Here is a 24,604-nt window from a genome sequence, read left to right on the forward strand (position 1 = left end):
AACTCGCGCTACACGCGATCGCCGGATGACTACGTCGTTCCGTCAATCGTGATGGTGCCGAATGTAGTGCGTTCGATCTCCATGGCCCTGACCCCTTCATGATCTCGGCACGAGGCCCTGACACCCGCGTCGGCAGACCCATCTGGCCGGGCACTACTTCCGAGGCTGCCCCATAGGACACGTCCTTGGCGGTTACCGCCTGGCACCCTATGACGCGCGGTTGAGAAAGACCGGCAGCCCCAGCTTGTTGCCGTAGGTAGGGCGGTAGCGCTCCGTGTTGTATGTGCTGGCGACATCCAATTTGCGAGGCCCCAGCTTGGGGTCAGGGATGGGCACGAGGTCGTAACGGCCCTCTACCAGAGCCGACATGAGACCGGTCTTGCCTTCCAGGATGGCATCGTAGGCCATGTTGCCGAAAGTCAGGGCTACAAGCTTGTCGATGAAGTCAGGTTCGCCCGATCGCAAATCGTAGGTAAGGTCAGAGGTGATTGTCTCTTCTCCAACGCGCTGCTTGATCTCCTCGGCAAGCGATTCCGCCACGCTGGCCTTCTTGCGGTGACCATAGGCGTCGGGCTCGCCGTATTCCTGCAGCTTGTAGCCCTCCCACTCGGCGCCCTCGCTGAGCACGATCAGCGCGTAATTGCTCGGGTTGGCGCGCTTCTCTTCAAGGAGCAACTGGATCAATCTGTCGAGATTGACCTTGTACTCCGGTATAACGCATCGGATCGAGGTCGCGTACGCGGTGTAGAGCGCGGTAAATCCGGCATCGCGGCCAAAGACGCGGAAAATGCCAATTCGCTCGTGCGAGCCGACAGTGGTTCGCTGCCGCTGGATAGCTGCGCTGGCGCGAGTGATCGCGGTCGAGAAGCCGATGCAGTACTCGGTGTTGCGGACGTCGTTGTCCATCGTCTTCGGGATGGCGATGATCTTGACACCGAGTTCGTTGAGCTTGGCGGCATAGCTAAGCGTGTCGTCGCCGCCGATGGCGATCAGGTGTTCGATGCCGAGCCCCGAGAGGTTCGCCAGCACCTGGCCGGTGAGGTCCCACGTCTTGGTTGCGCCGCCGCCCCTGGTACTTAGGGAGACCGGAAGGTCCTTGCCGACGAGATGTTCGGGCAGCTTTTGCATTTTGGACGGATTGATGCGGCTCGAGTGCAGCACGGTGCCGCCGCTCCGGTCGATGGTGCGCGTGTTTTCACGATTCAGGGGCATGAGGTAGTGAGATTTGCTGGCCGGGTCCTCCAGGTTGAGGTGCGTGAGGGCCTCCCAACCACGGCGGAGGCCGATGACCTCGATGTCGTTCTCACTGCCGCGATAAGTGACGCTCTTGATGACAGCGTTAAGGCCGGGGACGTCGCCGCCGCCCGTGAGAATGCCGATGCGTTTTCTCGCCAAGCCCACCTCCCAGCATTGGCATGTCGCAATTTGCGACCTCGCCAGTTCAAATGAAAAATATCACTCAGACTCGACCCAACGATCGTCCTAAGGTTTTTAGCCTATGCCGGTCTCAGATCGCCGGGGCTACCAGGTTGAAGAGGTCACTGCGAAATGGTCTGCTACGCTCTCCCACGATGGGTCCGCTACACTCTCTCACGAGGGGAAGGACTGACCTTCTTCGTCGGTGACGGCGGCATAGAGTTGCTAGAGGCCCCGCTGCCATGAGCGTTTCCGCCGTTTGTGGCTTCAAGGCGCTCTTGCGCACTATGGGCGGCCTCTTGCATGGCGGCTTGAGTTATTCGCATGAGGCGCTGCGCTTCCTCGCCATACTGGGAAAGAGCTTTTTCCCAAAATTGCAGATATGCGCGTTGCATACTCGGCAACTCTCTGCACTCACGAAGTGTCTGGAGCAACTGCGACTCTTCATGCAGACGCGCTCCGACGAATTCGGTCCATTCCTTACCGAGAGCTTGCAGGGTTGTGCTCAATTTCGAGTTCTGCTTCACCGTTTCTGTCAGCGTGTTTCGGCTCATTTCGATGAACCCTGCGAAATCAAAAAACGGCACGGAATCCGGAAACTTACCGGAATAGTTGTCACTCGTTGGTTGGTTTGCCATTTTTCAGACCTTTGTTTTGCATGAGGAAGGAGGAAGACGTACGCCGATGGCAGAATCCGTGCTGGGAATGTTTTGCCGACCAACGGTCTACTTTCGCGAAGGTCCTCCTCCGCGTTTAAGCGCTCCGCAATGTCTTCTGCAGTTTTCTTGACGCGCGCTTCAGCGATAGTGTTACCGTCGTTCCTGACGACTTCTTAGTTCGCGTGAACTGGAAAGTCTTTCGGTTTTAGCGATTCGTCGTCGGCCCTGACCATCTTCCTTGTTTGCAAAGATAAATCGTGATTTTGGATTCGGTTTCAAAATCATTCTAAATTTCATGGGATTAGGACACCCGTTCTGACGAATTAGTGGATGGGCTTGGAACCGACAGCCGATTCCTTGGCAGGTCAGACTTAGTCCGGCACCTTTCGGACCTAGCCACTGGGCTGACAATGTCCGTTCACAGGGTTGGAGCGGACGTCGCCAACGCGCGCACTAACTTCCGACAATGACCCAGAACAGACATGGCTGGATTTCTCATGCTCGAGCCGAATCGAGCGCGCGGCAACCTCAGCTCTTATCGGAAAGAGTCGGAGGGGCTGCAGCGTAATCGCCGGATTTCGTAAGTCGAGCCAGCGTAGCCAATTGCCGCAACCACTGCATTCTTGGTCGGGCCGGATAGCCGCCCCAGGTTTTTCCCGGCGGGACGTCATTCATAACTCCTGAACCCCCTGCCACCCTTCCACCCCTGCCGATCGTGACGTGGGATGCGATGGCAACTCTGCCACCTAGGACGACAAAATCTTCAAGCGTCACGCTGCCACTGAGACCCGACTGTGCGACGATAATACAATGGCGGCCAATGACTACGTTGTGGCCGACCTGACATAGATTGTCGATCTTTGTAGCTTCTCCAATGATCGTGTCCCTTATGCCGCCACGATCAATCGTCGTCCCGGCGCCGATCTCCACGTCGTCATGGATAATTACCCGTCCAGTTTGGGGAACTTTCTGCTGTGGTAAACCCGCAATATAACCAAAACCGTCCTGCCCAATACGGCATCCGGGATGAATTATGACGCGCTCACCTATGAGCGTATGGGTGATCGAACAGCCTGCGCCAATCGTGCAGTCGCGGCCGATCAACACGTCAGGCCCGATTACGGCCGTTGCGGCGATGATGCTTCCCGCTCCAATCTCAGCCCGAGGCCCGATCACAGCTCCCGGATCAACCGTTATTCCGCTCCCAAGGCGCGCAGTTGGATGGATGGTTGAGCCTGGAGAAATTTCGCCAGTTTCGTAAAGGGATGTCGGGCGAAGGGATCGCGGATACAGTTCACTATGTACGTCAACAAAAGCCTGATAGGGCTGCTCCGTCGGCAACAGGATGAGAGTACCTGGGGCGCGGCTTTCGAAGCGCCGAAGCATTAGACAGGCCCCCGCGCGCGTTGTCGCAAGCGCGTCGGCGTATTTATTGCTTTCGATAAAAGCGAGGTCATTCGGCCCGGCAAGTTCGAGTGGCGCCACATCTGTAATCAGGTGGGAAAGCCGCCTTGCATCATGGCATTCGGCACCCGTCAGCGAAATGATTTTGGCTACTGTCAAGCCAGCGGGGCTATCGAAGAATCTGCGTTCACCCATATCCCACCCCTAATTGAAAACGGAGAATCGAGTTCTCGGTAACCTGCATCGCCAGTTTTATTGCCATGCTTTCGGAGAGAGCGACGTTCGACCCGTCAAGCAGCGCGAAGGGAGACAGCACGACCGAGTTTTGGTGAGAGCAGATCGTCCCGCAGGGCGAGGAGCGAAGGCGACGCGATATAAGCTCGACGGACCCGTTCCTACTATGGTACCGAGCCCTCGTTATTCGAGCCCGTCGGGTCACAAGATAGCACGTCGCCATCCGAAATTGGCACTAAACGGACCTCCGGGAATGTCCGTCCAATGTCCGCCTTCGGGAGTAAAGCAGACTTCCCACCGCAATGCCGCGACTTCTGTTTTTGACCCGAAACGGACATTTGCCTGGCCTGCTGGCACCTGTGGCTCAGCCCAATCCGCCCCTTCTGAAGGACGGTCTAGCCCGATAAGATGCTCGTCCTGACCCTGGGGGCAGACATGGCGCGGCCATCAAGAACGGGCGGCAAGAAGAGCGAGGCGAAAGCCCGCAACGCAAGCCCAGCAAAGGGCCGCAAGACCACCAAGACCAAGCCCCGCACTGCGCCAGCAGCCGCCCGAGTTAAGCGTCGTTCGGTCTCCGATCCGATAAAAGACCTGAAGGAAGCCCGCGAGCAGCAGGCGGCGACTGCCGAGATATTGAAGGTCATCGCCTCTTCGCCGTCGAACGTGCAGCCGGTGTTTGAGGCGATTGCCTCAAGCGCCAACCGGCTGCTCGGCGGATTCTCCACTGCAGTCTTCCGCTTTCTCGACGATACTGTGCATCTCGCCGCGTTCACCCCGGTAAGTCGGGCTGCCGATGCAGCCCTCCAAGCGGATTTTCCCAGGCCGGTCGATGCGTTCGAGGCGTTCCGGCTGGCCCAGCAAGGCAAGCCCTTCCCGATCCCGGACACCGAAGAGATACCGCACGCGCCGATCAAGGAAATCGCGCGGCTGCATGGCTTCCGCAGCATGCTGTTCGTGCCGCTAATGAGCAACGGCGTGCCGATTGGCGTCGTCAGCATCACCCGCGCTACGACAGGGTCATTCGCCGAGCATCACGTGCAACTGATGCAGACCTTCGCTGACCAGGCCGTCATCGCCATCGAGAACGTCCGGCTGTTCAACGAAACGCAGGAAGCGTTGAAGCATCAGATCGCCACATCGGAAGTGCTGCAGGTGATCGGGAGGTCAATGACCGACACGCAGCCGGTCTTCGAGCGCATACTCGATAGCACGGAACGGCTTTTGGATTGCAGGCAGGTTTCGATCTTTCTCGCTCCTGGCGATGGGTTGCTGCATGTGGCGGCACGCCGTGGAACTGGCTACGAAGCAATCGACAAGGTGTACCCGCTGCCAATCGAGCAGACATCGGCTCCCCGCGTCCTTGGCGAGCGACGGCAAGTCTATCTTCCCGACGTGATGAATGGTGCTGACGTGCCTTCGAGCATACGTCGCGTGGTTCAGGTGTTTGGCAATTTTTCCGTCGTAATAACCCCAATGATCTGGGAGGGCCAGGGGATCGGCCTAATCTCGGTGCTGCGCGAGCCAAATGCCGCATTCACGCCGAAGGAACTCAGCCTTCTTAGGACCTTTGCCGACCACAGGCCGTGATCGCCATCGAGAATGTGCGCCTATTCAAGGAGGTTCAGGCGAAGACCGCCGACCTCTCGGAGTCACTACAACAGCAGACCGCCACCGCTGACGTGCTCAAGGTGATCAGCCGCTCGGCGTTCGATCTGCAGACTGTGCTGGAAACTTTGGTCGTATCCGCGGCCCGCCTGTGCGAAGCCGACGAGGGCACGATATTTCAGCCCCGAGATCACGCCTACCGCCTGACGGCAAGCTGTGGGCTTTCCCCTCCCAGGAAGGTGTTTCTTGAAAGCTGCTCGTTCCAGCCGGGCACGGGCAGCACAATCGGACGGGTCTTGCTTGAAGGTAAAACCGTTCATATCGAAGACTCTCAGACTGACCAAAATTACCGATTTCAAGATCCGGAAGTGCGCACACGGCTCGGTGTCCCTTTGCTGCGCGAGGGTGCACCCATCGGCGTCTTCGTGTTGGCACGCCGTGATGTCCGCCCCTTCAGCGATAAGCAGATCGAATTGGTCCAGACCTTCGCCGACCAGGCCGTGATCGCGATCGAGAATGTCCGGTTATTCGACGAGGTGCAGACGAAGACGCGCGACCTTACGGAGGCGCTGACCTATCAGACAGAGAGCAGCAACATCCTCGGAGTGATCGCGTCCTCACCGACCGACGTAGGGCCTGTTCTCAATGCCATTGTCGAAAGCGCCTGCCAGCTTTGCGATGCTTATGATGCGGCGGTGGTGCTGCAGGACGGCGAATATCTGCGGATCAGCGCGCATCACGGACCAATTCCGATCGGCATCGAGAAGTGGCCGATCAACCGCCGCTGGACCGCCGGCCGCGCCTTCGTCGACCAGACGCCGGTTCACATTGAGGATCTGAGCGACGAGAAGCACGCCGACTTCACCGATGGCCGCGAGCTGTCGCTGCGCATGGGCCATCGCACCATCCTCAGCGTGCCGCTGCTGCGCGAAGGCGAAAGCATTGGCGCTATCGTACTTCGCCGCACCGAAGTTCACCCGTTCAGCGAAAAGCAGATTACCTTGCTTCAAACCTTCGCTGATCAGGCCGTGATCGCCATCGGCAACGTTCGTCTGTTCGAAGAAGTGCAAGCGCGCACGCGAGACCTCACGGAGTCGCTGCAGCAGCAGACAGCAACATCGGAGGTGCTGCAGGTCATTAGCAGCACGCCTGGCGATCTAGCGCCGGTGTTCAAGACGATGCTGGAGAATGCAACACACATTTGCGGTGCAAATTTCGGCCTGATGAATCTTTGCGAGGAGGGGCGCTTCCGCCCTGTCGCCAATTACAGTGTGCCAGAGGCCTACACCGCGTGGCTGACGACACAACCGCCATTCCACCCGCACCCGCAAAGCGGTCTCGGCATGGTTGCCCGAACCCACCAAGTGGTCCACGTCGCGGACATCAGAGCGTTGCCGGCCTATCAGGGCGGCGATCCTTCCGTTGTTGCGATAGGCGATCTCGCCGGGGCCCGGTCGTATTTCGTCGTGCCGATGCTCAAGGAAAACGAGTTGATCGGCGCCATCACAATCTACCGTCAGGAAGTTAAGCCGTTTGCTGAAAAACAGACCGAAGTCGTCGCCAACTTCGCTAACCAGGCCGTGATCGCGATCGAGAACGCACGCTTGCTGCATGAATTGCGCGAACGCACCGAAGATCTGACCCGGTCGCTCGAAGAACTGCGCGCCGCGCAGGATCGTCTGGTGCAGACCGAGAAACTAGCTTCGCTCGGCCAGCTCACCGCCGGGATCGCGCATGAGATCAAGAATCCGCTCAATTTCGTCAACAATTTCTCCGCGCTTTCGGCGGAACTGACCGACGAACTGAACGGCGTGCTCAAGCCGGTCGCGATGGACGGCAAGGTCCGCGAAGAAGTCGACGAATTGACCGGGCTGCTGAAGGGCAACCTCGAAAAGGTCGTCCAGCACGGCAAACGTGCCGACTCCATCGTCAAGAACATGCTGTTGCACTCGCGTGAAGGCCCAAGAGAGCACCGACCTACGGATATCAATGCGCTTCTCGATGAGAGCCTCAACCTCGCCTATCACGGTGCGCGCGCAGAAAAAGGCGAGTTCAACATTGCCCTGCAGCGCGATTTCGATGCGGACGCGGGTACAATCGAACTGTTCCCTCAGGAGATCACCCGTGCATTTCTCAATCTGATCGCGAACGGCGTCTACGCGGCGACCCGGCGCAAGTCCGAGGATAAAGAACCCGGTTTTGAGCCAACCCTCCGGGCCACCACCAAGAACCTCGGCGCCACCGTCGAAATTCGTATTCGCGACAACGGCACCGGCATTCAGGCCGAAGTGCAGCAAAAGATGTTCAACCCGTTCTTCACCACCAAGCCAGCCGGTGAAGGAACCGGCCTTGGTCTCTCGATGACGCACGACATAATCGTGAAGCAACACGGCGGCAAAATTGACGTCGCGACCGAGCCCGGGCAGTTCACAGAGTTCACGATCGTCCTGCCGAGGAAGAGCAGTGCTTTAGGCACGGATCGAGGTAAGCCGTGAGCGTTCTGGTTCTGGTGGTCGATGACGAGCCCGACGTCGAGGCGCTGTTCCGCCAGCAATTCCGGCACGACCTGCGTGCGCAACGCTTCGTCATGGACTTCGCCATTTCCGCGGCGGATGCTCTGTCGCGGATCGCACGCCCTATTGAGCAGACCCTGATATTGATCCTCTCGGACATCAACATGCCCGGCATGACCGGACTTGAGATGCTGCCAAAAGTCAGGGAGATACGACCCGAAGTCCCCATCATCATGATCACCGCCTATGGCGATCCCGAAACCAAACGGAAGGCGATAGAAGGCGGCGCGATCGGGTTGCTGACTAAGCCCATCAACTTCACCTTGCTTCGCGAGGAGATCGACAGACGGCTGGCCCAGGTGAGCTATTCTGGCAAACCTGCCATGTCCGCTTCTGGCACTTTTGAGACATGCCGACCGGCCGTGACTATGTCCGCTTCCGGGGGCAGAACGGAAGTCGCCGTGGTCCGGCCAAAACGACGCGAATGACCCAGAGCGGACAATGCGCAACATACCGATGAGGTAATGCAATAGTCCGCCTGCGCAATGTTGACGCGCGGTCCGTCCCGAAACGTCACGCAGGCTTGGTTGTGAACGCCGGAATGCGATTGCCAAGCCAAAGAAGCAGCGGGCAGGCGAGGATCATAGCGGCGCCGAAATCAAGAGCAGACGCTGCGCTACCGGCCCATTTGCCGATCGCGCCGGCAGCGGCGGGTCCGAGCATCATGCAGACATAGAAGACGGTAAAGAATAGACCCATGCCGATCGCACGTGTTCCCGGCTGCAGCACCTTCGCCAGCAGACTCATGATTGGACCTGCCGGCAGCCCGGAAATAGCGCCAAGCGCCATGACGGTCGCTATCACTGCGCCGCTGCGCGGCAATGCCAGTAACAGTGCACCGAAGGCGACACAGCTGACTACGATAATTTGCTGCGGACGTCGGAATCGGTCCGCAAGGAAGCCTCCGAGGGGAACGGTCACGGCCGAGATCCATAAGACTATGCTGATGGCCGAACCTGCGGCCGCAATCGACCATCCTTGCTCGACTAGCATCGATGGTCCGAAGCTAAAGATCATTGCGACTCCAATGTTGAAGAAGCCCCAGATCAGTCCCGCCGTGACGAGCGCCATGACGACAGCACGGCCGAGGTGCCGACTTGCAGGTTGGGACTGCACGGTATCCGGTGGCGCGCGGTAGCAGACCCCGAGCAGCAGCATGCAGCTGCCGATGAAGGCGGCTACGCCGAGGTGCACAGCGCTGACGCCAAGGCGTGTGCCGAGCAGCGGCAGCAGCAACAGCGACAGCGCGATGCCAACCGGCCAAGAATTGATAAAGATCGCCATTGCGGTTGCGGTTTCCTTTCCGGCGAACCAATCTGTCAACATCTTCGTCAGCACGACGCTCATTATCGCGGCGCCGGCGCCGGCGACCAGTCGGCCTGTGATCTGCAACGGCCACGACGGCGCCAATGCCATCAGCACGCCACCGGCGAGCATGAGGGCAAGCGCGCCGAGTACGGTTGCCTTGTCGCCGAACCGCTGACCGAAGGCGCCACCGGGCAGTGCCAGTGCAATTCCGGGGGCGTGGTAAAGGCCGATCAGGATGCCGACGTCAGCAATGCTGAATCCAAGTTCGCGTGAAAACAACGGCGCCACTGCACCAAGGCTCGAAAACTGTACAGCCATGGTGGCACGCACAATGAACAGAACGGTGAGAACGCCCCAGCGGTTATTCAACATGGCGCCCCTCGTGCAAGAACTGCGCGGTTCCCGAATTAAATCAAGACGCAACGTACCGCCTGTTCATCGGGATGATCAACGGCGCGAACATTGGCTGGCAACTAGGGCCGGCTTTGCGGGCGGCCCCGCTGGAGCCATCTTGGCTCGATCCTAAAATCTTGATTTCGGCGGGGTCTGTCCAATAGCGGACTCTCCGAACATGAAATTCATCGGCCCTCAGTGGCCTATTTTGGCCTGATTTGATTTGATGTTCACTTGTGCACTGCGCATAAGTTCCATGGCGGTATCGACACCGTCGATGGAACACAAGGGCATCGAATATGGCATAGTCCACACAACCAGCCCGGATGGCTGGAGGTGGATCGTCTACCTGCCCGGCCGGCAACCAAAGACCGGCACCAGTAGCAGCCGGGAAATCGCGCTTGGTCTTGCTCAAGCGGCCATAGATAGAGCAGTTAAAGTGAAGCGCACGAAGCCAATTGCGAAGAAGTAAGGCCGCCTCAGTTGGCGGCTTCTTTGTTCTTGGGGAAGTACACTCAGTTGCACCGGCTCTTTCCCATAGTGCGGAGCCACTTTGTCTCGCAATTCCTTAATCGTTGAGCATGTTTTGCTCATGCCAATATAGGAACCAATCGATTGTCGATCCGATTGATTCATTGGGCGGGCTCCTAAAATCGGAGTTGCCACATGGCTCGCTTTTATTTTCATCTTCGTAAGATGGGCCAACTCGCGGCCGACGACGAGGGACTTGAATTACCAAACAAGTGGGCGGCCCTCCACGAAGCACAACAAGCCGCCCGTGAACTTCTCGCCGACGCGATCAAGTCGGGCAAAGACAAGGTTCCCGAAGCGTTCGTCATAGCGGATGAGCAAGGCCGAGAGATCGCCACACTACGACTAGAAGCCCTGCTGCCAGAACCGCTTAAACGAAAGTAAGGCCGCCTACAGTTGGCGGCCTCTTTCATTCGTCGATGCAATCCATGTCGTCTATTGGCACTTTTGAGACATGCCTGCCTGTCCTGAGAATGTCCGTCTATTGGGGGTAGACCGGAAGTCACCGTGGTCCAGCGCAAGCGACGCGAATGACCCGAACGGACTTCCAGCCAGCGATGGTCATGTTCCTGAACACGATCTGTTCCTACGGGCGGGGGGACTGGCCCCTTTTCATTCCCTTGCTAAGTTAATGCTCCCTTTTGATTTTTAGGGTGGCCCCTTTTGGCCCACACCAGAGCCGCGATCCTGCCGGGCTCTGTTCATACTCCGAAGGGGGTAAAGCGGTTCGTAGTTTGGAATTAGGCAAACGTAAGTCCACAACCGGACAGACGGCCTGACGATTCGGTCCCTAGTGTCTTCTGTCTTGGGGACAGAGATGAAAGAGTACCGCGCCTATTTGATCGACCGGGACGGCCATATTAAGCGCCGGGTTGATCTGGTCTGCGAAGCCGAAGAAGTCGCCGTCGGGCGCGCGAAGCTACTGGTTGATGGCCACGACGTTGAGCTGTGGCTAGGCACCGAGAAGATTGCCAACTTCCGGCGTCTCGACAGCTAGGCCGTAGTTCTCCGACCGTGAACAGGTTCCATCCGGGAACGGAAGATCGCCTACCAAGTTGACCCCGGGGCAGCATAAACGGGTGCTGTCATGTGGGACGATCTGTTGGCGTTGGTGGTGAGTGCCGTCTTTATCCCGACCATCGTTGTGCTTGGCCTATTCCGGCTCGCGGCGTTAAAGCGGGCCAAGGATTTGCCGCCGGCTCAGGTCGATGAATGGGCCGCATCGCGTGAGCTACAGACCCCAAGGTAGCGGCGAGAACTTAGCGTCTCATTCCGGAACAATGCAGCGCCCGCGGCATAGTTACTTCATGGACAATCTGGACCAGCGCAAGGAAGAGGCCCTAGTCTATGTGTCGCTGAGCACAGCGACACTAATAGTGTGCCTCGCTGTCGTCCTTGCGCTGTATTAAAGGCCGCCTCAGTTGGCGGCTTTTTTATTAAAAATTCGCGAGTGCGAGAATTGCAACGCTGAGATGATGCCGCTCGGCAAGCTGCCAGCTTTTGGGATCAAACCCGGGTGCATCCGCATTGAATTGGAGACACACTAAAGCCTCCTTCGTTGGCGGCCACTTTCATTCGTTGTTTTGCTTGTCACCATCATAATCGGGGACATTGCCAATGAGAACATTTTGGATTGTTGCCATTGCGGCTGGAGTTGCTTTTTTGATCGATTACGAATTTTATAATGGCCACTACTGGCATCTGGTATCAACGATGCTGCGCCAAATTGGCCGTTCCTTTGGTTGGCGTTGATGAATGGCGTAGTCTGTAATGGTCGAACATCGAGCGCGAGGTCGTCCAGCCGATCATCACGCTAGATCCAGGCCGGGTTTGTATTCAGCCGGGCTGGCGCTTTCTTTGAACATGGCCCATTGATTGAAGCGCAGGTGACCGCGTCAGTTGGTTTAGGCCAACAGATCAGCACCCGCTTCAGTGAACTTTCTTGATATGTATGTGAGCTGACGCACAGTGCTCGGTCGCGATTGGTCAGACAACGCGGTTTCCCGTGGATGGAGGGTTCAGCCATGACCGATTCTGCCAAGCGACGCATAACAGTTGATGTGATAATCCTAGCGGTGGGAGCGGCAATCTTGATCGTTTCTGCCTTTGTGGGCGTGCTATAACTGAAGGGGCGGCTTTTCGCGTTCTCAGGCAGCCGGCCCGCGCCTGTTCGAAGCTTGGCGCGTACACCGCGTCAGAGATCCTCTCTCAAGCCTTTGAAGAACGGGTGTCGAACCTTGCCTTCGGCAGATTTCGCCCGGTACTCAATTTCGGCCAGTAGCTCCGGCTCGACCCAGATTCCCCGATATGCGATGCGCTTGGAATAGGGCTGGGTTTTGCGGATCAGCGGCGTGAGACGTTGGCGCAACTCTGCCGCGGATGTCTTGTCGAAGCCATGGTCGACCTTACCAGCGTAGAGGAGGTCGTTGCCCTTGCGTCGACGAAGATAGATACCGTCCCAATCGTTACCGTCGAGCGCAAAGCCGGCAATCGTCAGCGTCTCGCGCTGGGGACGGGTTCGTGATGGGCCTTTCGGCTCCGTCTCTCCTCATTTGCGGATTTCTGACCGAGCACCGAGGTCAGGCCGCTTCGGCGAGCGAGGGGGACGCTTGGAAGGATGTCGGAAAACTCATTAGAGAAAGCGCCGGCAACCACCCCGGACTCTGGCGCGGTCCCGAGAAGCGCCGCGCCTAATCCCGAAATACTGACCAGACTAGAGCGCGCCGGAGTGCCCGGCGACGTTATCCAAATGGTCAAGATGGAAGTGACGAGGCACACGGGGCCGCTTCCATCTGTCGAAACCTATGAAGGATACGAGCGCGTTTGTCCGGGGGCCGCTCGTGAGATTTTGGATATGGCTGTGCGCCAACAAGGGCACAACCACGAGATGGAGCGTTACGCCGCTCAAAGTGACTTTTGGCTACCGGTAATTGGGATCATTGCCGCTGTATTCACCATAGGCTTGATGTTCTCGGCAGGCATTTACCTCGCATTCAACGGCCACGAAAATCTTGCAATAGGAGTCCTGAGCGGGGCCGGTCTTGTCACGGTTGCTGGCGCTTTCCTGCGCGCGGAAAGTCAGAGGAGCCTGAAACTCCTGAACCTGCGCGGTCCGGCAAAAAACTGACGAGACGCGAAAGGCGCGAGCGCACCGCTCAAGCTCGAAAAAACACAATCAACCGCTAGTCGGCAATATGCCGCTGCCAGTATCCGGTGAAGTCCACGGAGTTGTCGCGCTTCCGATTCAACCCCAAAAGCGGCACGTATAGCAAAGCGTGGATCATCCCGGCCAACAAGCCGGCGACGTCGCGATCATGATGTCGTTTTCCCGAAAGGGGCCTTCATCGACGATCATGCCCTCATGCGCGGCAAGACAAGGTTCAGTTTCTTCGCCTTGGCTTGGACGCCCATAAAAGATCTGCGAAGCTCTTTGCCTATGCTGCGGGCGTCTTTTCCGGCCTGAGCCATTGAACGTAATGCAGCCAGTTCGGTTTCCGTCCAGCGGCGCGTTTTGTATGGCGCCCGCCGGGTTATCATTTGTTCTTCGCCTTCAGCCCACCGGCCGGATCGGCTCGCGATTTGCCGTCTAGCCAATCCTGCTCTTCTGCCAGCGCTCGCCAGGCAGCTTCCATTCTCTTAAAGCGTTTCTTTTTTGGTTCAGTTTCAGCCGCTTCCGCCATCACAGCGCAGTTGTCAGCATTTGCGCGATATTGGTCTGCTGTCTTCATCGCGTCACCGGCGTAAATTTGTACGGCACGGTGTCAAGCTAACGCAACCCGAGCGCGCGCGAAAGCCCCGAGGGGCTTGGCAAATCGCTTGCTCAGATTATCGGGTTCCGAACCCCACTTTGCGAATTTCGGGAAAAAGCGGCAATGGGCCGGCTTGATTGATCTAAGTCAAAGATTACGGATTCTTGTGGGATCAGCATTCCGAGCATGCCCCAGGACCGAGATTGGATCGACATCGCTGGATATGCCTCGCTGGCGCTGGCCGGAGTGGCGCTCGTTGTGATTATTGTGTCCTTGTCCTAGCACATCAGGGTGCCCGAAAGCCGCCCCGAGGGGGCTTGGCAAATCGCTGGATCAGGGTTTGGGCTTCGCCTTCAGTACAACAGGGGCGCGCATTGCTGCCTTTCCCAACTCGGTCAATCGGATCTCGGTTCGCGGTTTCATTCCGCGAAGTTCTATCCAACCATGGCCCCGTATCCGATCGAGCATACCAGGGCCAGCCGGCACAGGTAGGTGAGCCACCACCTTCCATTCAGTCAAACTGAGATACTGCATCACCGCGCGTTGGCTCATGTTGGCGGCGAGTATTGGAGTATCCCGGGTCATTTACTTGTGCTTTTAAGGCCGAGTCTCAACAAGCCGGCCGATGCGTTACCGGGAGATCGGGGTGATAAAATCTCTGTGCAGGCAACTCGGTCTTTCAGCGCCATCGAACAACACGGTGACGCCCGTATTGCGATGGGAAACCTCGACAACGATCCCTGTCTTGCCGGCCAGGGTTCGCAATCGAGTGGCTCCGAGTTCGCTCATCTTGAAGCGAGCGCCGACGGCAAGTCTAAATTCTTGCACCTCACTCACAATTTTACCCCATGACAAAAGCATTACAATTAAAATGACTTTTTGAACCTAGAATGACATTCGCCCGAAATAAAAAGGCCGCCAAGTGAGGCGGCCTTACGAGCGATTGGAGCTAGTGGATAACAGGAACTGGCTCATATCAAGCGCCGTTTCAATCTGGCGAAGCTTCTGGACTAATCCGTCGCGCTCGCTGCATGGCGCAAGCGTCTCCACATCGGGCCGGACCCGTCGAGCTAAATCGATCAGGCGTTCTTCAAGCGTCGTGCTGTGGCTGAAACGGCGGCGCTGCATAGTTCACTCCGGGGCTTTGAGGTTGCTGTATTGCCAGCCCGACTTATCCGACATCGGATCACGAGCTGCAGTGCGCGTTATCGTGTGATGGCAATTGGCGCACTCAAAGGTCCGGCTGTCGTAGCCCTCAGACGCTGGACTGATCATGGTCAGCATCATTCGTTTGGAACATTGGGGGCAGCGGGGCCGCTGAATTGGGATCAGCGACGGTTCTGGACGAGCATGAGGTTGGGGCATGTGATGCATCATCCCTTTTGGTCGGGCGGGAGCGCAACACACTCTCAGTCACCGATGGAAGCCGAAGGCCGAGCGGTGATCGGGATAATCTGGCATGTCCGGTAGCCGACGCAGTGGTCAATATTGCTCACACCTGCAAATTAATGATGGAACTGGACCCCACCGTTTGGTGTGCATCGGCAGTCCCGATTGGCCGGCGATTCGTGCCAACCTGAAGTCGCTGCACTACGATCGAACTGATCTCGGCCGGCCCACGGGGCGGCTCATCTGTTGCCGAACCTCAGCCCTAACTTATAGGCGTGCCCTAAAACAGCAGCTTGTGTTCGTTTCAACTTCTTCGCTATCTGCGCGGAGTTTTGACCGGCATTCATGGCATCTCGAAGTTGCTCCTCTTCCAGAGCAGTCCACGCAAGGTAGATTTCCTGGCGCAGCCCCTCGGCCGGCGATTTGCCGTCTAGCCAATCCTGCTCTTCTGCCAGCGCCCGCCAGGCAGCTTCCATTCGCTTAAAGCGATTTTTGTTCGGTTCGGTTTCAGCCGCTTCCGCCATCATAGCGCAGTTGTCAGCATTTGCGCGATATTGGTCGGCTGTCGTCATCCCGTCACCCCGGCCTGAATTGTGCGAAACGGAAGCTAACGCAACCCGAGGGCGCGCGAAAGCCGCCCCGAGGGGCTTTAAGCATCGGCGCCCCAGGGGTCAGGTAGAGCGGCCTATCCGGCGCGGCCCATCCCAAAGCTCGACCGGCCCGTCTGCAACAATAGCCTTGGCGCGCTCGATCGCCTCGGCTTCATCGGCGCAGTAAAGCTCGATCGAACTGACGACACCACCCTCGAACGTCAGTATGAAGGCCAAGTATCGTTTCATGCTGAATCAGGGTTTGGGCTTCGCCTTCGGCCCGCTCTCCGGCACGATCGCAAAACCTCGCTCTATGGCGGCTTTGAAGACGTCCTTCAGGCCAGGCTCCGCCATGACCTCGTCGGCTGCGCTAAAAGGTACAATTTCCTGCCAGCGAGATCGAGGCCTCGCGTCAGGAAGTGCGGACTCCGATCGCCCGATGTCATCGTGCAGTACCCTGTTCCGGACGCGCTTGTGTTTCAAAGTGCTTAACGACCGATCCATCAGTCAGATCCAATTTCATCAAGTTGCTCACGTTCTATTGAGGTGTTTCCTGAACTACGCCAACGTTGCGGAACCTATGATTTTCCCGCGCCAGCTTTGATCAATGCCGCCCTCACTGCCAAAGCTGATTTTAATTTCGCTTGAACGTGCATCGCTCTTGGCGTTTTCATTGCGAGGTGAATGGAGAAATGGGTGATTCCGGCCAGTTTCCGGAATGCAAGGAGTGAAGTTCGTCGTACAAGTGCAGTCGGTTTTGGTGTGCACCATCCATGCAGTGAGAATGCAGTAGTAACGATTTGGCTGCCTATTGGAGCGGATGTGATCCTAGAAAGATCAACATGCGAATGGGAGGACAAGATAAAAGCACTGGCGCCCAGGACCTTCCGTCGAAAGGGTACCTCACTGAAAGCCGGGCGTCTTTAGTAGCTATGGATCGATCCACGGACGTGACACGAGGAAATTAGCATCGTATCTGAGGCGGTTCGTAAGAGGTTCACTTCCAACCGTGCAAGAAATGCCCGATTGTATTGGTGGGCCCGGCAGGACTCGAACCTGCAACCAGACCGTTATGAGCGGTGGAAACTCGTAGTATTCCCGCCAGAAGTTCCCATTTTCATTGAATTTTGACGACGTTCGTTTTCTTCCTTTCGGCTCGTTTCTGAGGCGAAGCTGAGGCGGTAGGCTTGGCCGTCATCTTGGCGACGGCATCCTTCATGTGGTCCGGGTGGTGGTGCCGTACACGCGCAACAATGTTTCGACGCCGATGTTTCGGGTGATGTGAATGCAGCTCAGCAAGCCGTTATTGGCGAGGCCGGCAAGAGAAAAATCGCAGGATCAGTGGTTACGGAACGACCGCTTCTGGCGCGCAAAGCGGACATTCGTCCGAGCCCTAATGTCCGAAAAGTGCCAAATGCAGACATGCCCACTCGTGCCGCACAAAAGGACGGGGCACGCCGTGGGGTGCTTCAATTGTCCTTAGGCTTGCTAACGGGAGGCCGTCAGCGTCGTAAACCGCTCAACTCTCCCAGGAAGCGCTGCTATCTGTAATGTCGTATGTAGTGAGAATGAATTTTGCTACGATTGATTCATCGATCGCAGGTATTGTTCGCGATCAAAGATCGTGTGCATGTCGCCGGTCGGGTGGTCTACCTCATGAGCTTGGAGCCCGATACGCAATCGCTCAGTGGATAGCGCTACACGTCGGCCTTGACCGAGGGCACCCTCAAGAGCGCAGGATAGCCATGTTGCGACAAACGATGAAATGCGCACTCCTGGCGTTGGCCCTCTTTAGCAGCGCCGCCCTTCTTCTTGCCATCACCCGCGGCGTTGACGGCGGCGAAATCCTCGTCCGAATGATCGTTGTGCTTCCGTTGCTCATTGTGGTCGCCACGATCACCACGGCTATTATCTACGGGGTTGCCGCGGGCGGCGCTGCGCTCGCCAAGCAATCTCCGCTTGTTGCCGCCTCGATTTCAGGGATTTTGGGTTGGATCGCCGCAAGCGGCGGCTATCAGTCTTTTTGGGGGCTCGGCGGATATAGCGACCTTATCCAGCCCGCCTACGCCATCTCACTCGTTGCCCCCTGGCTTATCCTCGCCCTCAAACAACGCCGTTAATACGATCAAGCAGCCTTAAGGCGGCTCGCGGTGATCTGGTGGACCGCGCGGGATTCGAGCCCGCAACACCGCTCTAGGCGGTTTCCGGCAAAAACAGTTCGGAGTGGCCCGACATGTGTTCCCGCCATGCGAGTATCACCTTCAGCAACCTAACCATAGATCACGGCCCTTGCTGCTTCGGAAGCTGGAGAAATTCTTCTAAAATATAATCCGGCCACCAGCACCAACCCGCCCATAGGACCGGACAGCGACCATTGGCCCATTCAGGAACATCGCCAATCGTTGGATGTCCGCCTCGGGTCAATCGCTTCAGCGCGCTCGCCGCAGGCCAAGCCCCGGAGTCTGCTTTCGCCCGGAAACAGACCTGATTTCATCACCTAACCAGGCGGCTCATTCTTCTCGCCTCTGTAACCGAGCCTAGGAGTATCGCCATGCAGGATCAAATGAACGCGACCTCCACGCCCAAGCGGGTGCCGTGGAACAAAGGAAAGCTGACCGGGGCGAAGCCGCCGCTGCGACCAAAACACGTATGGTCAATCCGGACAAACCTCCAGATCGAGGGTCGCGCTCGCGATCTGGCTATGTTCAATCTGGCAATCGACAGTAAGCTTCGTGGCTGCGATGTCGTCGCCCTCCGGGTCGAGGATGTCGCCGCAGGCGGGTATACAGCAGATCGCGCAACGGTCCGGCAAAAAGAAAACCGGGCGGCCAGTCAAATTTGAATTAAGCGAGCAGACCCGCCAAGCGGTCGATGACTATCTAAAAATCACCGGCAAGCGACCCGGCGAGTTCTTATTCACCGGCCATCGCGGTCCTGACCGCAGTATCACGACCCGCCAATATGCTCGCCTGGTCTCCGTGTGGATCGGCAGCGTTGGACTGGACTCACGGCTGTTCGGGACGCATTCACTGCGACGCACAAAAGCGACCCTTATCTATCGGCGGACTGGCAATCTCAGAGCCGTCCAGCTTCTACTCGGACATACCAAGATCGAAAGCACGGTCCGGTATCTCGGCATCGAAGTCGATGACGCCTTGGCAATAGCGGAACAAGTTGATGTCTGAAATACCCGGGTAGAGCGGACATGCTCTGCCCGGCCTCAAACCTCCGGTTTGTGCCACAAGCGGACTCATACACTGCACAAGTTTTTGTCTCACTCGATCACCTCGTCGGCGCGCGGCTGGGCAGCGTTGCCGGGAATGCCAAGTTGTTTTGCCGTCTTGAGATCTATTACCAGTTCGAACTTGGTAGGCTGCCAACCTGCAGTTCAGAGGGCTTTTCGCCCTTCAATATCTGGCCGACATAGACACATGCTTGCCGCCGTGTGTCCGGCAAATTGGTGCCGTAGGCGACAAGGCCGGCGGCATCAACCGCACCGTATGACCCAGCGCCTGCAACTCACGGGACCGATGGTGCGATGAGGCACACGCCTCGATCCCAACCAGGCACGGCGGCAATTTCTCAAAGAACGCCAGCACGAACCGGCGCTTCAATTGACGGCGGATCACTATCTGACCGCCAGCATCAACGCCGTGAACCCGAAAAACTGATTTCGCAATAACCAGTCCGATTGTCGTGATCGTCTGCATAGATAGCTCATCCAGATCGCGGGAGCCCTATCAGCCCCGAGTCCGTGGCACTCGCGTGCCGGCTGGAGGAGCCGTCCGCAGCATCAAAGCGGACTCACACGCCGCGCCTAAACTTACCAACCTAATGCGGCGACCAACGTCCGGCAGGTCATGAAGATCAGGATTAAGGAGCCGATGGTCCAGAAGGTGGCGCGTGTGTCATGAGTCTGCGCTGTAAAGTAAGCGGCAAAATGCAATAGTCGCGAAATTACGTAACCATAGAAAAGCAAACGGGCCAGCAGCAATGATGGCTCGGTCAAAACAAAAAGGAAGCCGGCTACGAGGAAAAACGGAAGATTCTCGACGTCATTCAACAAAATCCGCCGGATTCTCTCAACGCGCTCGTTCGGCTCGAGCTGCTTTGGATTGGGCTCGGGGTTGAGGCGTGTCTTCCTGAGGTCTTCCGGTGAGCGGAAACCGCCCTTCTCTTGTGTCATCCGAAGCACCGTCAGCCAGGACATGCTAACGGCTTTAAGAATCATGATCGTCGCCGCGATGACGTAGGTAGCGAACACCGGGTCTTTCAGATCTAGCTTGTCCATATTCCTCGATCCAACGGCAAGCGAACGTGATCAATGCAACAGTCCGGCTCTGTCCAGGCCATCGGCAATCCTGCGGACATCATCCCTATTTACAAAGGGCTGCCGCTCGTAGTGATTTTTGAAAGTATAATGCGGGTTAATCTCCATCAGTTCGCGCCAGACGCGCTGGGCTTCCTCGATTTCTCCGAGATGGCCAAGGGCCGATGCAAGAACGGCCCGGGAAAAATCCGTCTTGGGTACCATCAGGATACGATGCTTCAGCAATGCAGCAGCCGTTTCGTATTTGCCCGCAAGGAGATTGGCGACACCGAGCAGATGCAGGGGCTGCTGCGTGTAGGTAGGGTCGAGTCGCATAGCCTTTTCGATCAGAGGTATCGCTTCCAGCGGTTGCCCCGAAAAGATGTAGATGTTGCCGAGGCACAAATAGGCTTCGGTTGAATTTGGGTTGAGGGTCAACGCGATTTCCGCCTCGGACTTTGCCCGTGCAAGGTCTGCCTCGAAAGTCGCGACGAGTGCCGCAACGGACCGCGCCAAGAGCTCTTGAGGGTCCTTTTCGATCGCCCGATCTGCGGCTTGCTTTGCCTGCCGGAGCGCAGTGTTCGAATCCGCGGTCCACCGGTTTTGATGGTTGAGCACGTAAGCAAGGGCGAGCGCCGCATAGGCCTGCGCATAGTCGCCATCCAGTTCGATCGCCCGGAGCAAGAAATCGCGTGCCTGTTCGAACACTTCGCGGCTCTGCGTTTTGCCGATCGCGATCAGATCGCGCCCGCGAAGGAAGCAGTCGTAGGCATCGATATTGCCGGTGCCGCTGCCCGCGACGCGGGCCTTTTCGGAGGGGCTCATGGTTACCTTTAGCGCCTCGACGATCCGGCTCGTAATGTCGTCCTGAACTTCGAACAGGTCGGACATATTTCTGTCGAAGCGTTCGGCCCAGAGGTGTGCGCCAGTTGCGGCGTCGATCAGCTGCGCTGTGATCCGCAGCCGGGCCCCAGCACGGCGTACAGAGCCTTCGAGCACCGTGCCGACGCCGAGGTCGCGACCGACGGCGCGGATATCGACCGCGCGCCCCTTGTAAGTGAAGCTGGAATTCCGCGCGATGACCGTTAGCCCAGAAATCTTCGATAGGTCAGTAATGATGTCTTCACTGATCCCGTCGGAGAAAAACTCCTGTTCCGGATCGCCCGACATGTTCGTGAACGGCAAGACGGCGATTGACGATTTCCTGATGTGGGGTGCCGGGTTGGGAGTATGGAACGTTTGGACGGTCGCGGCTGCATCTCGGGGATGCCAGGTCCAGATGTGAATTGGACGGTCGATATTCTTGGCGTGGATTTCGCCGCCGTCTCGAAAACTAACGTCAACCCGCTTGCCGATGCTTTCGTGGACAACGGACGAGACGCAGATGCCGCCCGGCTCAGCAAGAGCCTCCAGGCGTGCGGCGATGTTGACGCCATCGCCGTATATGTCATCGCTCTCAAGAATGACATCACCCAGATTGATGCCGATTCGAAGCACGATAACAGCCTTGGGCGCCTCTTCGTTTGAGATCGCCACGCCCGTACGCTGCACCGCGAGCGCGCAATTCACGGCATCGATGACGCTACCAAATTCAACGAGCGTACCGTCGCCAATCAGCTTCACGATGCGCCCGTTATGGACGGCGATCGCCGGATCAAAGACAACCTCGTGGTGCCGCTTGAGCGCAGCCAGTGTGCCGACCTCGTCTGCCCCCATCAGACGCGAATAGCCAACCACATCGGCAGCAAGGACTGCTGAAAGCTTGCGATTGACGCGAGGCTCAATCATGAAATTTTTCTCTAGAAACAGCGAACTTGCCAAAGAAACCGCGATACATGGCTTAAGCCAGATGGCGTATCCTGGAAGGCGGCCAAAAATAATTCCAAACGGCATATTCTTAGCCTGATCTGAGGGTTCGCTCAATGTCCCTTCCGGGTCAAAACCTGACCTCGATGGAACGTCCGCTTTTGGCGCAGAGCGGACATTCGCTGGTTTGCCCACGTCTGCTAAGTGCCAGAAGCCGACATAAGTGAAGCTCGGGCCAGTTTGGTTCCAATTAGTGTTCGGATCGGATAGGCAATCTGACTTCGACATGGGTTCCATCGTTGCCTGTCGCAACGAGCGCCAGCCGTCCCCCATGCCGATCGACTATCGAGCGGCAAATCGCAAGACCCAGTCCCATCCCGTCAGGCTTGGTCGTGAAGAAGGCATCAAAGACGTTCGCGCGCTGAGGCATACCGGTCCCGGTGTCCCGGACATTCAGAACAACCCACTCCTCCTGGATTCGGGTGGAAATTGCCAGCTTTCGCCGACCCGCGGGAACAGACAGCATGGCTTCAATCGCGTTCTTGACGATATTCAAGACCAGCTGCTGTAATTGGCCCCGATCGCCCGTAATCGTATGGGTGCGATCAGCAAAGCTCGTCACCACCAAAATCTGATTTGCCTGCAAATCATGCTGCATCAAGCGCAACACTTGTTGCGCCACATCCTCGATCTGCATCCCTGAGTGATCTGAAGAACTATTGAAGAGCCTTCGAACGCTGGAAATTGTTGAATCGATGCGCAAGCTGGCCTGTTCGATGTCCTTCAGAACGACATCCATCTCCTCCAGATCGGGCGGCTCCTTCGCAAGGTGATTGAGCGCCATGCTCGCATTCAGCGTGATTGAGCCCAGGGGCGATCTGATCTCATGAGCGACAGCAGCTGTAGCAGCGTCAATACTCATGAGCTGGTTGGCTCGTTCCCGTCGTTGCAGAATCAAGGCGTTGGCCAGGCGAGAATACAGGACCATCATCTCAGTGAGCAGGACGCTTAGGAGTATACAGCTTGCAACCAGAGCAAAGCCACGCGCGGCATACCAACCGAGAGAGAAACGAACGGAGCTCGCGACAGCCGCCACGAGAAAGTTAGGCATCCACGCGAAAAGCGTTACCATGAGCCACATGTCCAGGATCGTGCGTCGGCGGCTGAACAAGATAGCCAAGCTCACAGCGCCCAGGAGCCATAACACAATGTTGATTTGATTGCCGAACCGCGTTTGCAGCGTGACGCTTCCGGAGTAGAAGCTCGGCAAGTAATTCACCCACGCAGTCACCGTCCACGTCAGTGCAGCCACGAGGATCAGTACGCCGGACATCGTTGTGACAATGCCAACCCTTGGCGACTGCCCAGCAATCCCTTTTGCCGCCTTATCCTTGAGAAGCGCATAGGCCAGAATACTTAGCGGAAAGGTGGTGTGCCAAAAAACAAAGAACCACGCCGGCGTGTTGTAGCCATCGCCGAGGATGCCGTTGGGGCCGTAGCCGCCTGGAAAACTGAGCGTCTGCAGGAAGGCAAACGAGCCGCTAAAAAGATATGCGCTGGCGACAGCCAATAACCCTCGCTGGGGCTGAACAGAGTACTGGCCGAACAACAGTGTCGCGGTGAGAAGATCGGCCGCGCTCAGGACCGTCTGCAGGACCGGAACGAATGCATCGACCCTGCCGATCTGTATGTTCGCAAACGGCGCAATCGCAGCAGCGATGAGGAACAGGATTGCCACTACCCAGGTTGCCGCGACGCGATGTGCGCGGGTTGCCGGCATCAGGGAAATGATGAGAGGGAATTCGCTTTCGCGTGCCGACGTGAGCTGCTCTGTCACCATCTTCACCATCTAGTGGATCGAAGGAGTTGGGTCGCCAGGTGGAGCTGCGCCCGCATCAGCGCGACCTGATCTGGTGAGCCATCAAAACCAGCTCGGCTAGCGACCTCGCCTGCATTTTCTCCATAACGCGCTGACGATGCGCCTTGATGGTTCGCTCGGTCGAACCAAATTCATGCGCAATCTGTTTGTTCAACTTGCCCTGAGTGATTCGTTCAAATACTTCGCGCTCTCTTGGAGTAAGCTTGGCTTCGTTTGCGTCTAGAACTTCTCTTGCTTGGCGACGCTGCTGCGAAGACCTGTGCCTGTCAATTGCGCGCTCGACCGTAGAAAGGAGGATATCAGCCGTGATCGGTTTCTTTAGGAAATCCTCTGCACCAGATTTGATTGTCCGCACTGTAGTGGGAACGTCTTCGTATCCTGAGAGGAAAATAATGGGCAGCTCGACGTTGTGCTCAATTAACCGCTGCTGAAGGTCGGGGCCGGTGATCGCCGGCAGCCGCACGTCCAGCAATATGCAGTCGGCCCCTTCTTCCGACAATCGCAGCTCGATCAGCTGCTCTGCCGACGAAAAGGTCCGAACCTGATAGCCGGCCATCTCCAGAAGACGCCGGACAGCGTCGCTGAAATCGGGGTCGTCATCTACTAGATAAATCGTCCCGCGCAAGTTAGTGATCTCAACGCACGCAATATGGAACCTTAGCTGCAATAAGTTATCCGGACAACCATGGTTCCATGAGATGTTTGTTTGGCGCTGCAAAACGGTACGTTTGGGTCAAAAGCTGACGGTCGCTAGGCGAC

20 protein-coding genes, 1 tRNA gene and 4 pseudogenes are annotated in these 24,604 nt (G+C 57.3%); 10 read left to right on the forward strand and 15 right to left on the reverse strand.

From position 1 onward, the window contains the following. Window positions 1-207: 207 nt before the first annotated feature. From JQ641_RS33755 to lpxD, 3 genes are all read right to left on the reverse strand, one after another. A complete protein-coding gene (locus JQ641_RS33755) occupies window positions 208-1,395 on the reverse strand; it encodes a 6-phosphofructokinase (RefSeq protein ID WP_212000733.1) in 1,188 nt (395 codons plus the stop codon). A 185-nt stretch (window positions 1,396-1,580) separates the two neighbouring features. After that, window positions 1,581-2,054 (reverse strand): phasin family protein, encoded by a 474-nt coding sequence (locus tag JQ641_RS33760; protein ID WP_212000735.1) that lies wholly within the window; start codon window positions 2,052-2,054, stop codon window positions 1,581-1,583. 549 nt (window positions 2,055-2,603) lie between these two features. Further along, entirely contained in the window at window positions 2,604-3,674 is a 1,071-nt protein-coding gene (lpxD, locus tag JQ641_RS33765) for a UDP-3-O-(3-hydroxymyristoyl)glucosamine N-acyltransferase (protein ID WP_212000737.1), read from the reverse strand. A gap of 474 nt (window positions 3,675-4,148) precedes the next feature. Here lpxD and JQ641_RS38785 point away from each other — a divergent pair, with 474 nt between their 5' ends. The 3 genes and pseudogenes from JQ641_RS38785 to JQ641_RS33780 form a co-directional block, all read left to right on the forward strand. Beyond that, on the forward strand, window positions 4,149-5,300 hold the full coding sequence (locus tag JQ641_RS38785; RefSeq protein ID WP_212000740.1) for a GAF domain-containing protein: 1,152 nt from the start codon (window positions 4,149-4,151) through the stop codon (window positions 5,298-5,300). After that, entirely contained in the window at window positions 5,297-7,813 is a 2,517-nt protein-coding gene (locus tag JQ641_RS33775; protein ID WP_212000742.1) for a GAF domain-containing protein, read from the forward strand. Before JQ641_RS38785 ends, JQ641_RS33775 begins: the two co-directional genes overlap by 4 nt. Beyond that, window positions 7,810-8,196: pseudogene (locus JQ641_RS33780) on the forward strand (response regulator); the annotation flags it as partial. The gene JQ641_RS33775 and the pseudogene JQ641_RS33780, both read left to right, overlap by 4 nt. A gap of 208 nt (window positions 8,197-8,404) precedes the next feature. On the opposite strand, the gene JQ641_RS33785 reads toward JQ641_RS33780, so the two are convergent. After that, a complete protein-coding gene (locus JQ641_RS33785) occupies window positions 8,405-9,571 on the reverse strand; it encodes an MFS transporter (protein WP_249151048.1) in 1,167 nt (388 codons plus the stop codon). Between the two features lie 277 nt (window positions 9,572-9,848). Here JQ641_RS33785 and JQ641_RS33790 point away from each other — a divergent pair, with 277 nt between their 5' ends. The 4 genes from JQ641_RS33790 to JQ641_RS38565 all read left to right on the forward strand — a co-directional run bounded on the left by JQ641_RS33790 (window position 9,849) and on the right by JQ641_RS38565 (window position 11,875). Further along, window positions 9,849-10,064, forward strand: coding sequence for a hypothetical protein (locus JQ641_RS33790; RefSeq protein ID WP_212000745.1), 216 nt, complete (start codon window positions 9,849-9,851; stop codon window positions 10,062-10,064). Window positions 10,065-10,258: 194 nt separating this feature from the next. Further along, a complete protein-coding gene (locus tag JQ641_RS33795; protein WP_212000747.1) occupies window positions 10,259-10,507 on the forward strand; it encodes a DUF6894 family protein in 249 nt (82 codons plus the stop codon). 433 nt (window positions 10,508-10,940) lie between these two features. Continuing rightward, window positions 10,941-11,120: a hypothetical protein gene (locus JQ641_RS33800; protein ID WP_212000749.1), complete on the forward strand. Its 180-nt coding sequence runs from the start codon at window positions 10,941-10,943 to the stop codon at window positions 11,118-11,120. A 620-nt stretch (window positions 11,121-11,740) separates the two neighbouring features. Next, window positions 11,741-11,875, forward strand: a complete 135-nt coding sequence (locus JQ641_RS38565) for a hypothetical protein (RefSeq protein WP_283815250.1) — start codon at window positions 11,741-11,743, stop codon at window positions 11,873-11,875. 442 nt (window positions 11,876-12,317) lie between these two features. Here JQ641_RS38565 and JQ641_RS33805 read toward each other — a convergent pair. Further along, window positions 12,318-12,644 (reverse strand): annotated as a pseudogene (locus tag JQ641_RS33805) (ATP dependent DNA ligase); the annotation flags it as partial. Between the two features lie 228 nt (window positions 12,645-12,872). Between JQ641_RS33805 and JQ641_RS33810 the strand changes: the two are divergent. Beyond that, entirely contained in the window at window positions 12,873-13,250 is a 378-nt protein-coding gene (locus tag JQ641_RS33810; RefSeq protein WP_212000750.1) for a DUF2335 domain-containing protein, read from the forward strand. A gap of 406 nt (window positions 13,251-13,656) precedes the next feature. Here the strand turns inward: JQ641_RS33810 and JQ641_RS33815 are convergent, their stop codons facing one another. The 5 genes from JQ641_RS33815 to JQ641_RS33835 form a co-directional block, all read right to left on the reverse strand. Then, on the reverse strand, window positions 13,657-13,851 hold the full coding sequence (locus tag JQ641_RS33815) for a hypothetical protein (RefSeq protein WP_212000751.1): 195 nt from the start codon (window positions 13,849-13,851) through the stop codon (window positions 13,657-13,659). Window positions 13,852-14,805: 954 nt separating this feature from the next. Next, entirely contained in the window at window positions 14,806-15,000 is a 195-nt protein-coding gene (locus JQ641_RS33820; protein WP_212000752.1) for a hypothetical protein, read from the reverse strand. Between the two features lie 500 nt (window positions 15,001-15,500). After that, complete coding sequence (locus JQ641_RS33825; protein ID WP_212000807.1) at window positions 15,501-15,833, reverse strand: hypothetical protein; 333 nt, start codon at window positions 15,831-15,833, stop codon at window positions 15,501-15,503. A 99-nt stretch (window positions 15,834-15,932) separates the two neighbouring features. Beyond that, window positions 15,933-16,100, reverse strand: coding sequence for a hypothetical protein (locus tag JQ641_RS33830; protein ID WP_212000753.1), 168 nt, complete (start codon window positions 16,098-16,100; stop codon window positions 15,933-15,935). Window positions 16,101-16,883: 783 nt separating this feature from the next. Then, window positions 16,884-16,951: transfer RNA gene (locus JQ641_RS33835), tRNA-Met, on the reverse strand. A 645-nt stretch (window positions 16,952-17,596) separates the two neighbouring features. Between JQ641_RS33835 and JQ641_RS33840 the strand changes: the two genes are divergently transcribed. Both JQ641_RS33840 and JQ641_RS33845 read left to right on the forward strand, forming a co-directional pair. Next, window positions 17,597-17,971, forward strand: coding sequence for a hypothetical protein (locus JQ641_RS33840; protein ID WP_212000754.1), 375 nt, complete (start codon window positions 17,597-17,599; stop codon window positions 17,969-17,971). Between the two features lie 443 nt (window positions 17,972-18,414). Beyond that, a pseudogene (locus JQ641_RS33845) lies at window positions 18,415-19,036 on the forward strand (tyrosine-type recombinase/integrase). A gap of 291 nt (window positions 19,037-19,327) precedes the next feature. Here the strand turns inward: JQ641_RS33845 and JQ641_RS33850 are convergent. The 5 genes and pseudogenes from JQ641_RS33850 to JQ641_RS33870 all read right to left on the reverse strand — a co-directional run. Continuing rightward, window positions 19,328-19,561: pseudogene (locus JQ641_RS33850) on the reverse strand (IS110 family transposase); the annotation flags it as partial. 113 nt (window positions 19,562-19,674) lie between these two features. Next, window positions 19,675-20,142: an MAPEG family protein gene (locus JQ641_RS33855; protein WP_192739743.1), complete on the reverse strand. Its 468-nt coding sequence runs from the start codon at window positions 20,140-20,142 to the stop codon at window positions 19,675-19,677. Window positions 20,143-20,172: 30 nt separating this feature from the next. Further along, a complete protein-coding gene (locus tag JQ641_RS33860) occupies window positions 20,173-22,254 on the reverse strand; it encodes an adenylate/guanylate cyclase domain-containing protein (RefSeq protein ID WP_212000759.1) in 2,082 nt (693 codons plus the stop codon). Beyond that, window positions 22,217-23,815: a sensor histidine kinase gene (locus tag JQ641_RS33865; protein WP_212000762.1), complete on the reverse strand. Its 1,599-nt coding sequence runs from the start codon at window positions 23,813-23,815 to the stop codon at window positions 22,217-22,219. The genes JQ641_RS33860 and JQ641_RS33865 overlap by 38 nt, the downstream gene beginning before the upstream one ends. A 46-nt stretch (window positions 23,816-23,861) precedes the next feature. Next, window positions 23,862-24,512, reverse strand: a complete 651-nt coding sequence (locus JQ641_RS33870) for a response regulator transcription factor (protein ID WP_249151050.1) — start codon at window positions 24,510-24,512, stop codon at window positions 23,862-23,864. Window positions 24,513-24,604: the final 92 nt, after the last annotated feature.

This window comes from Bradyrhizobium sp. JYMT SZCCT0180 (genome assembly GCF_018130165.1).
Taxonomy (GTDB): Bacteria; Pseudomonadota; Alphaproteobacteria; order Rhizobiales; family Xanthobacteraceae; genus Bradyrhizobium.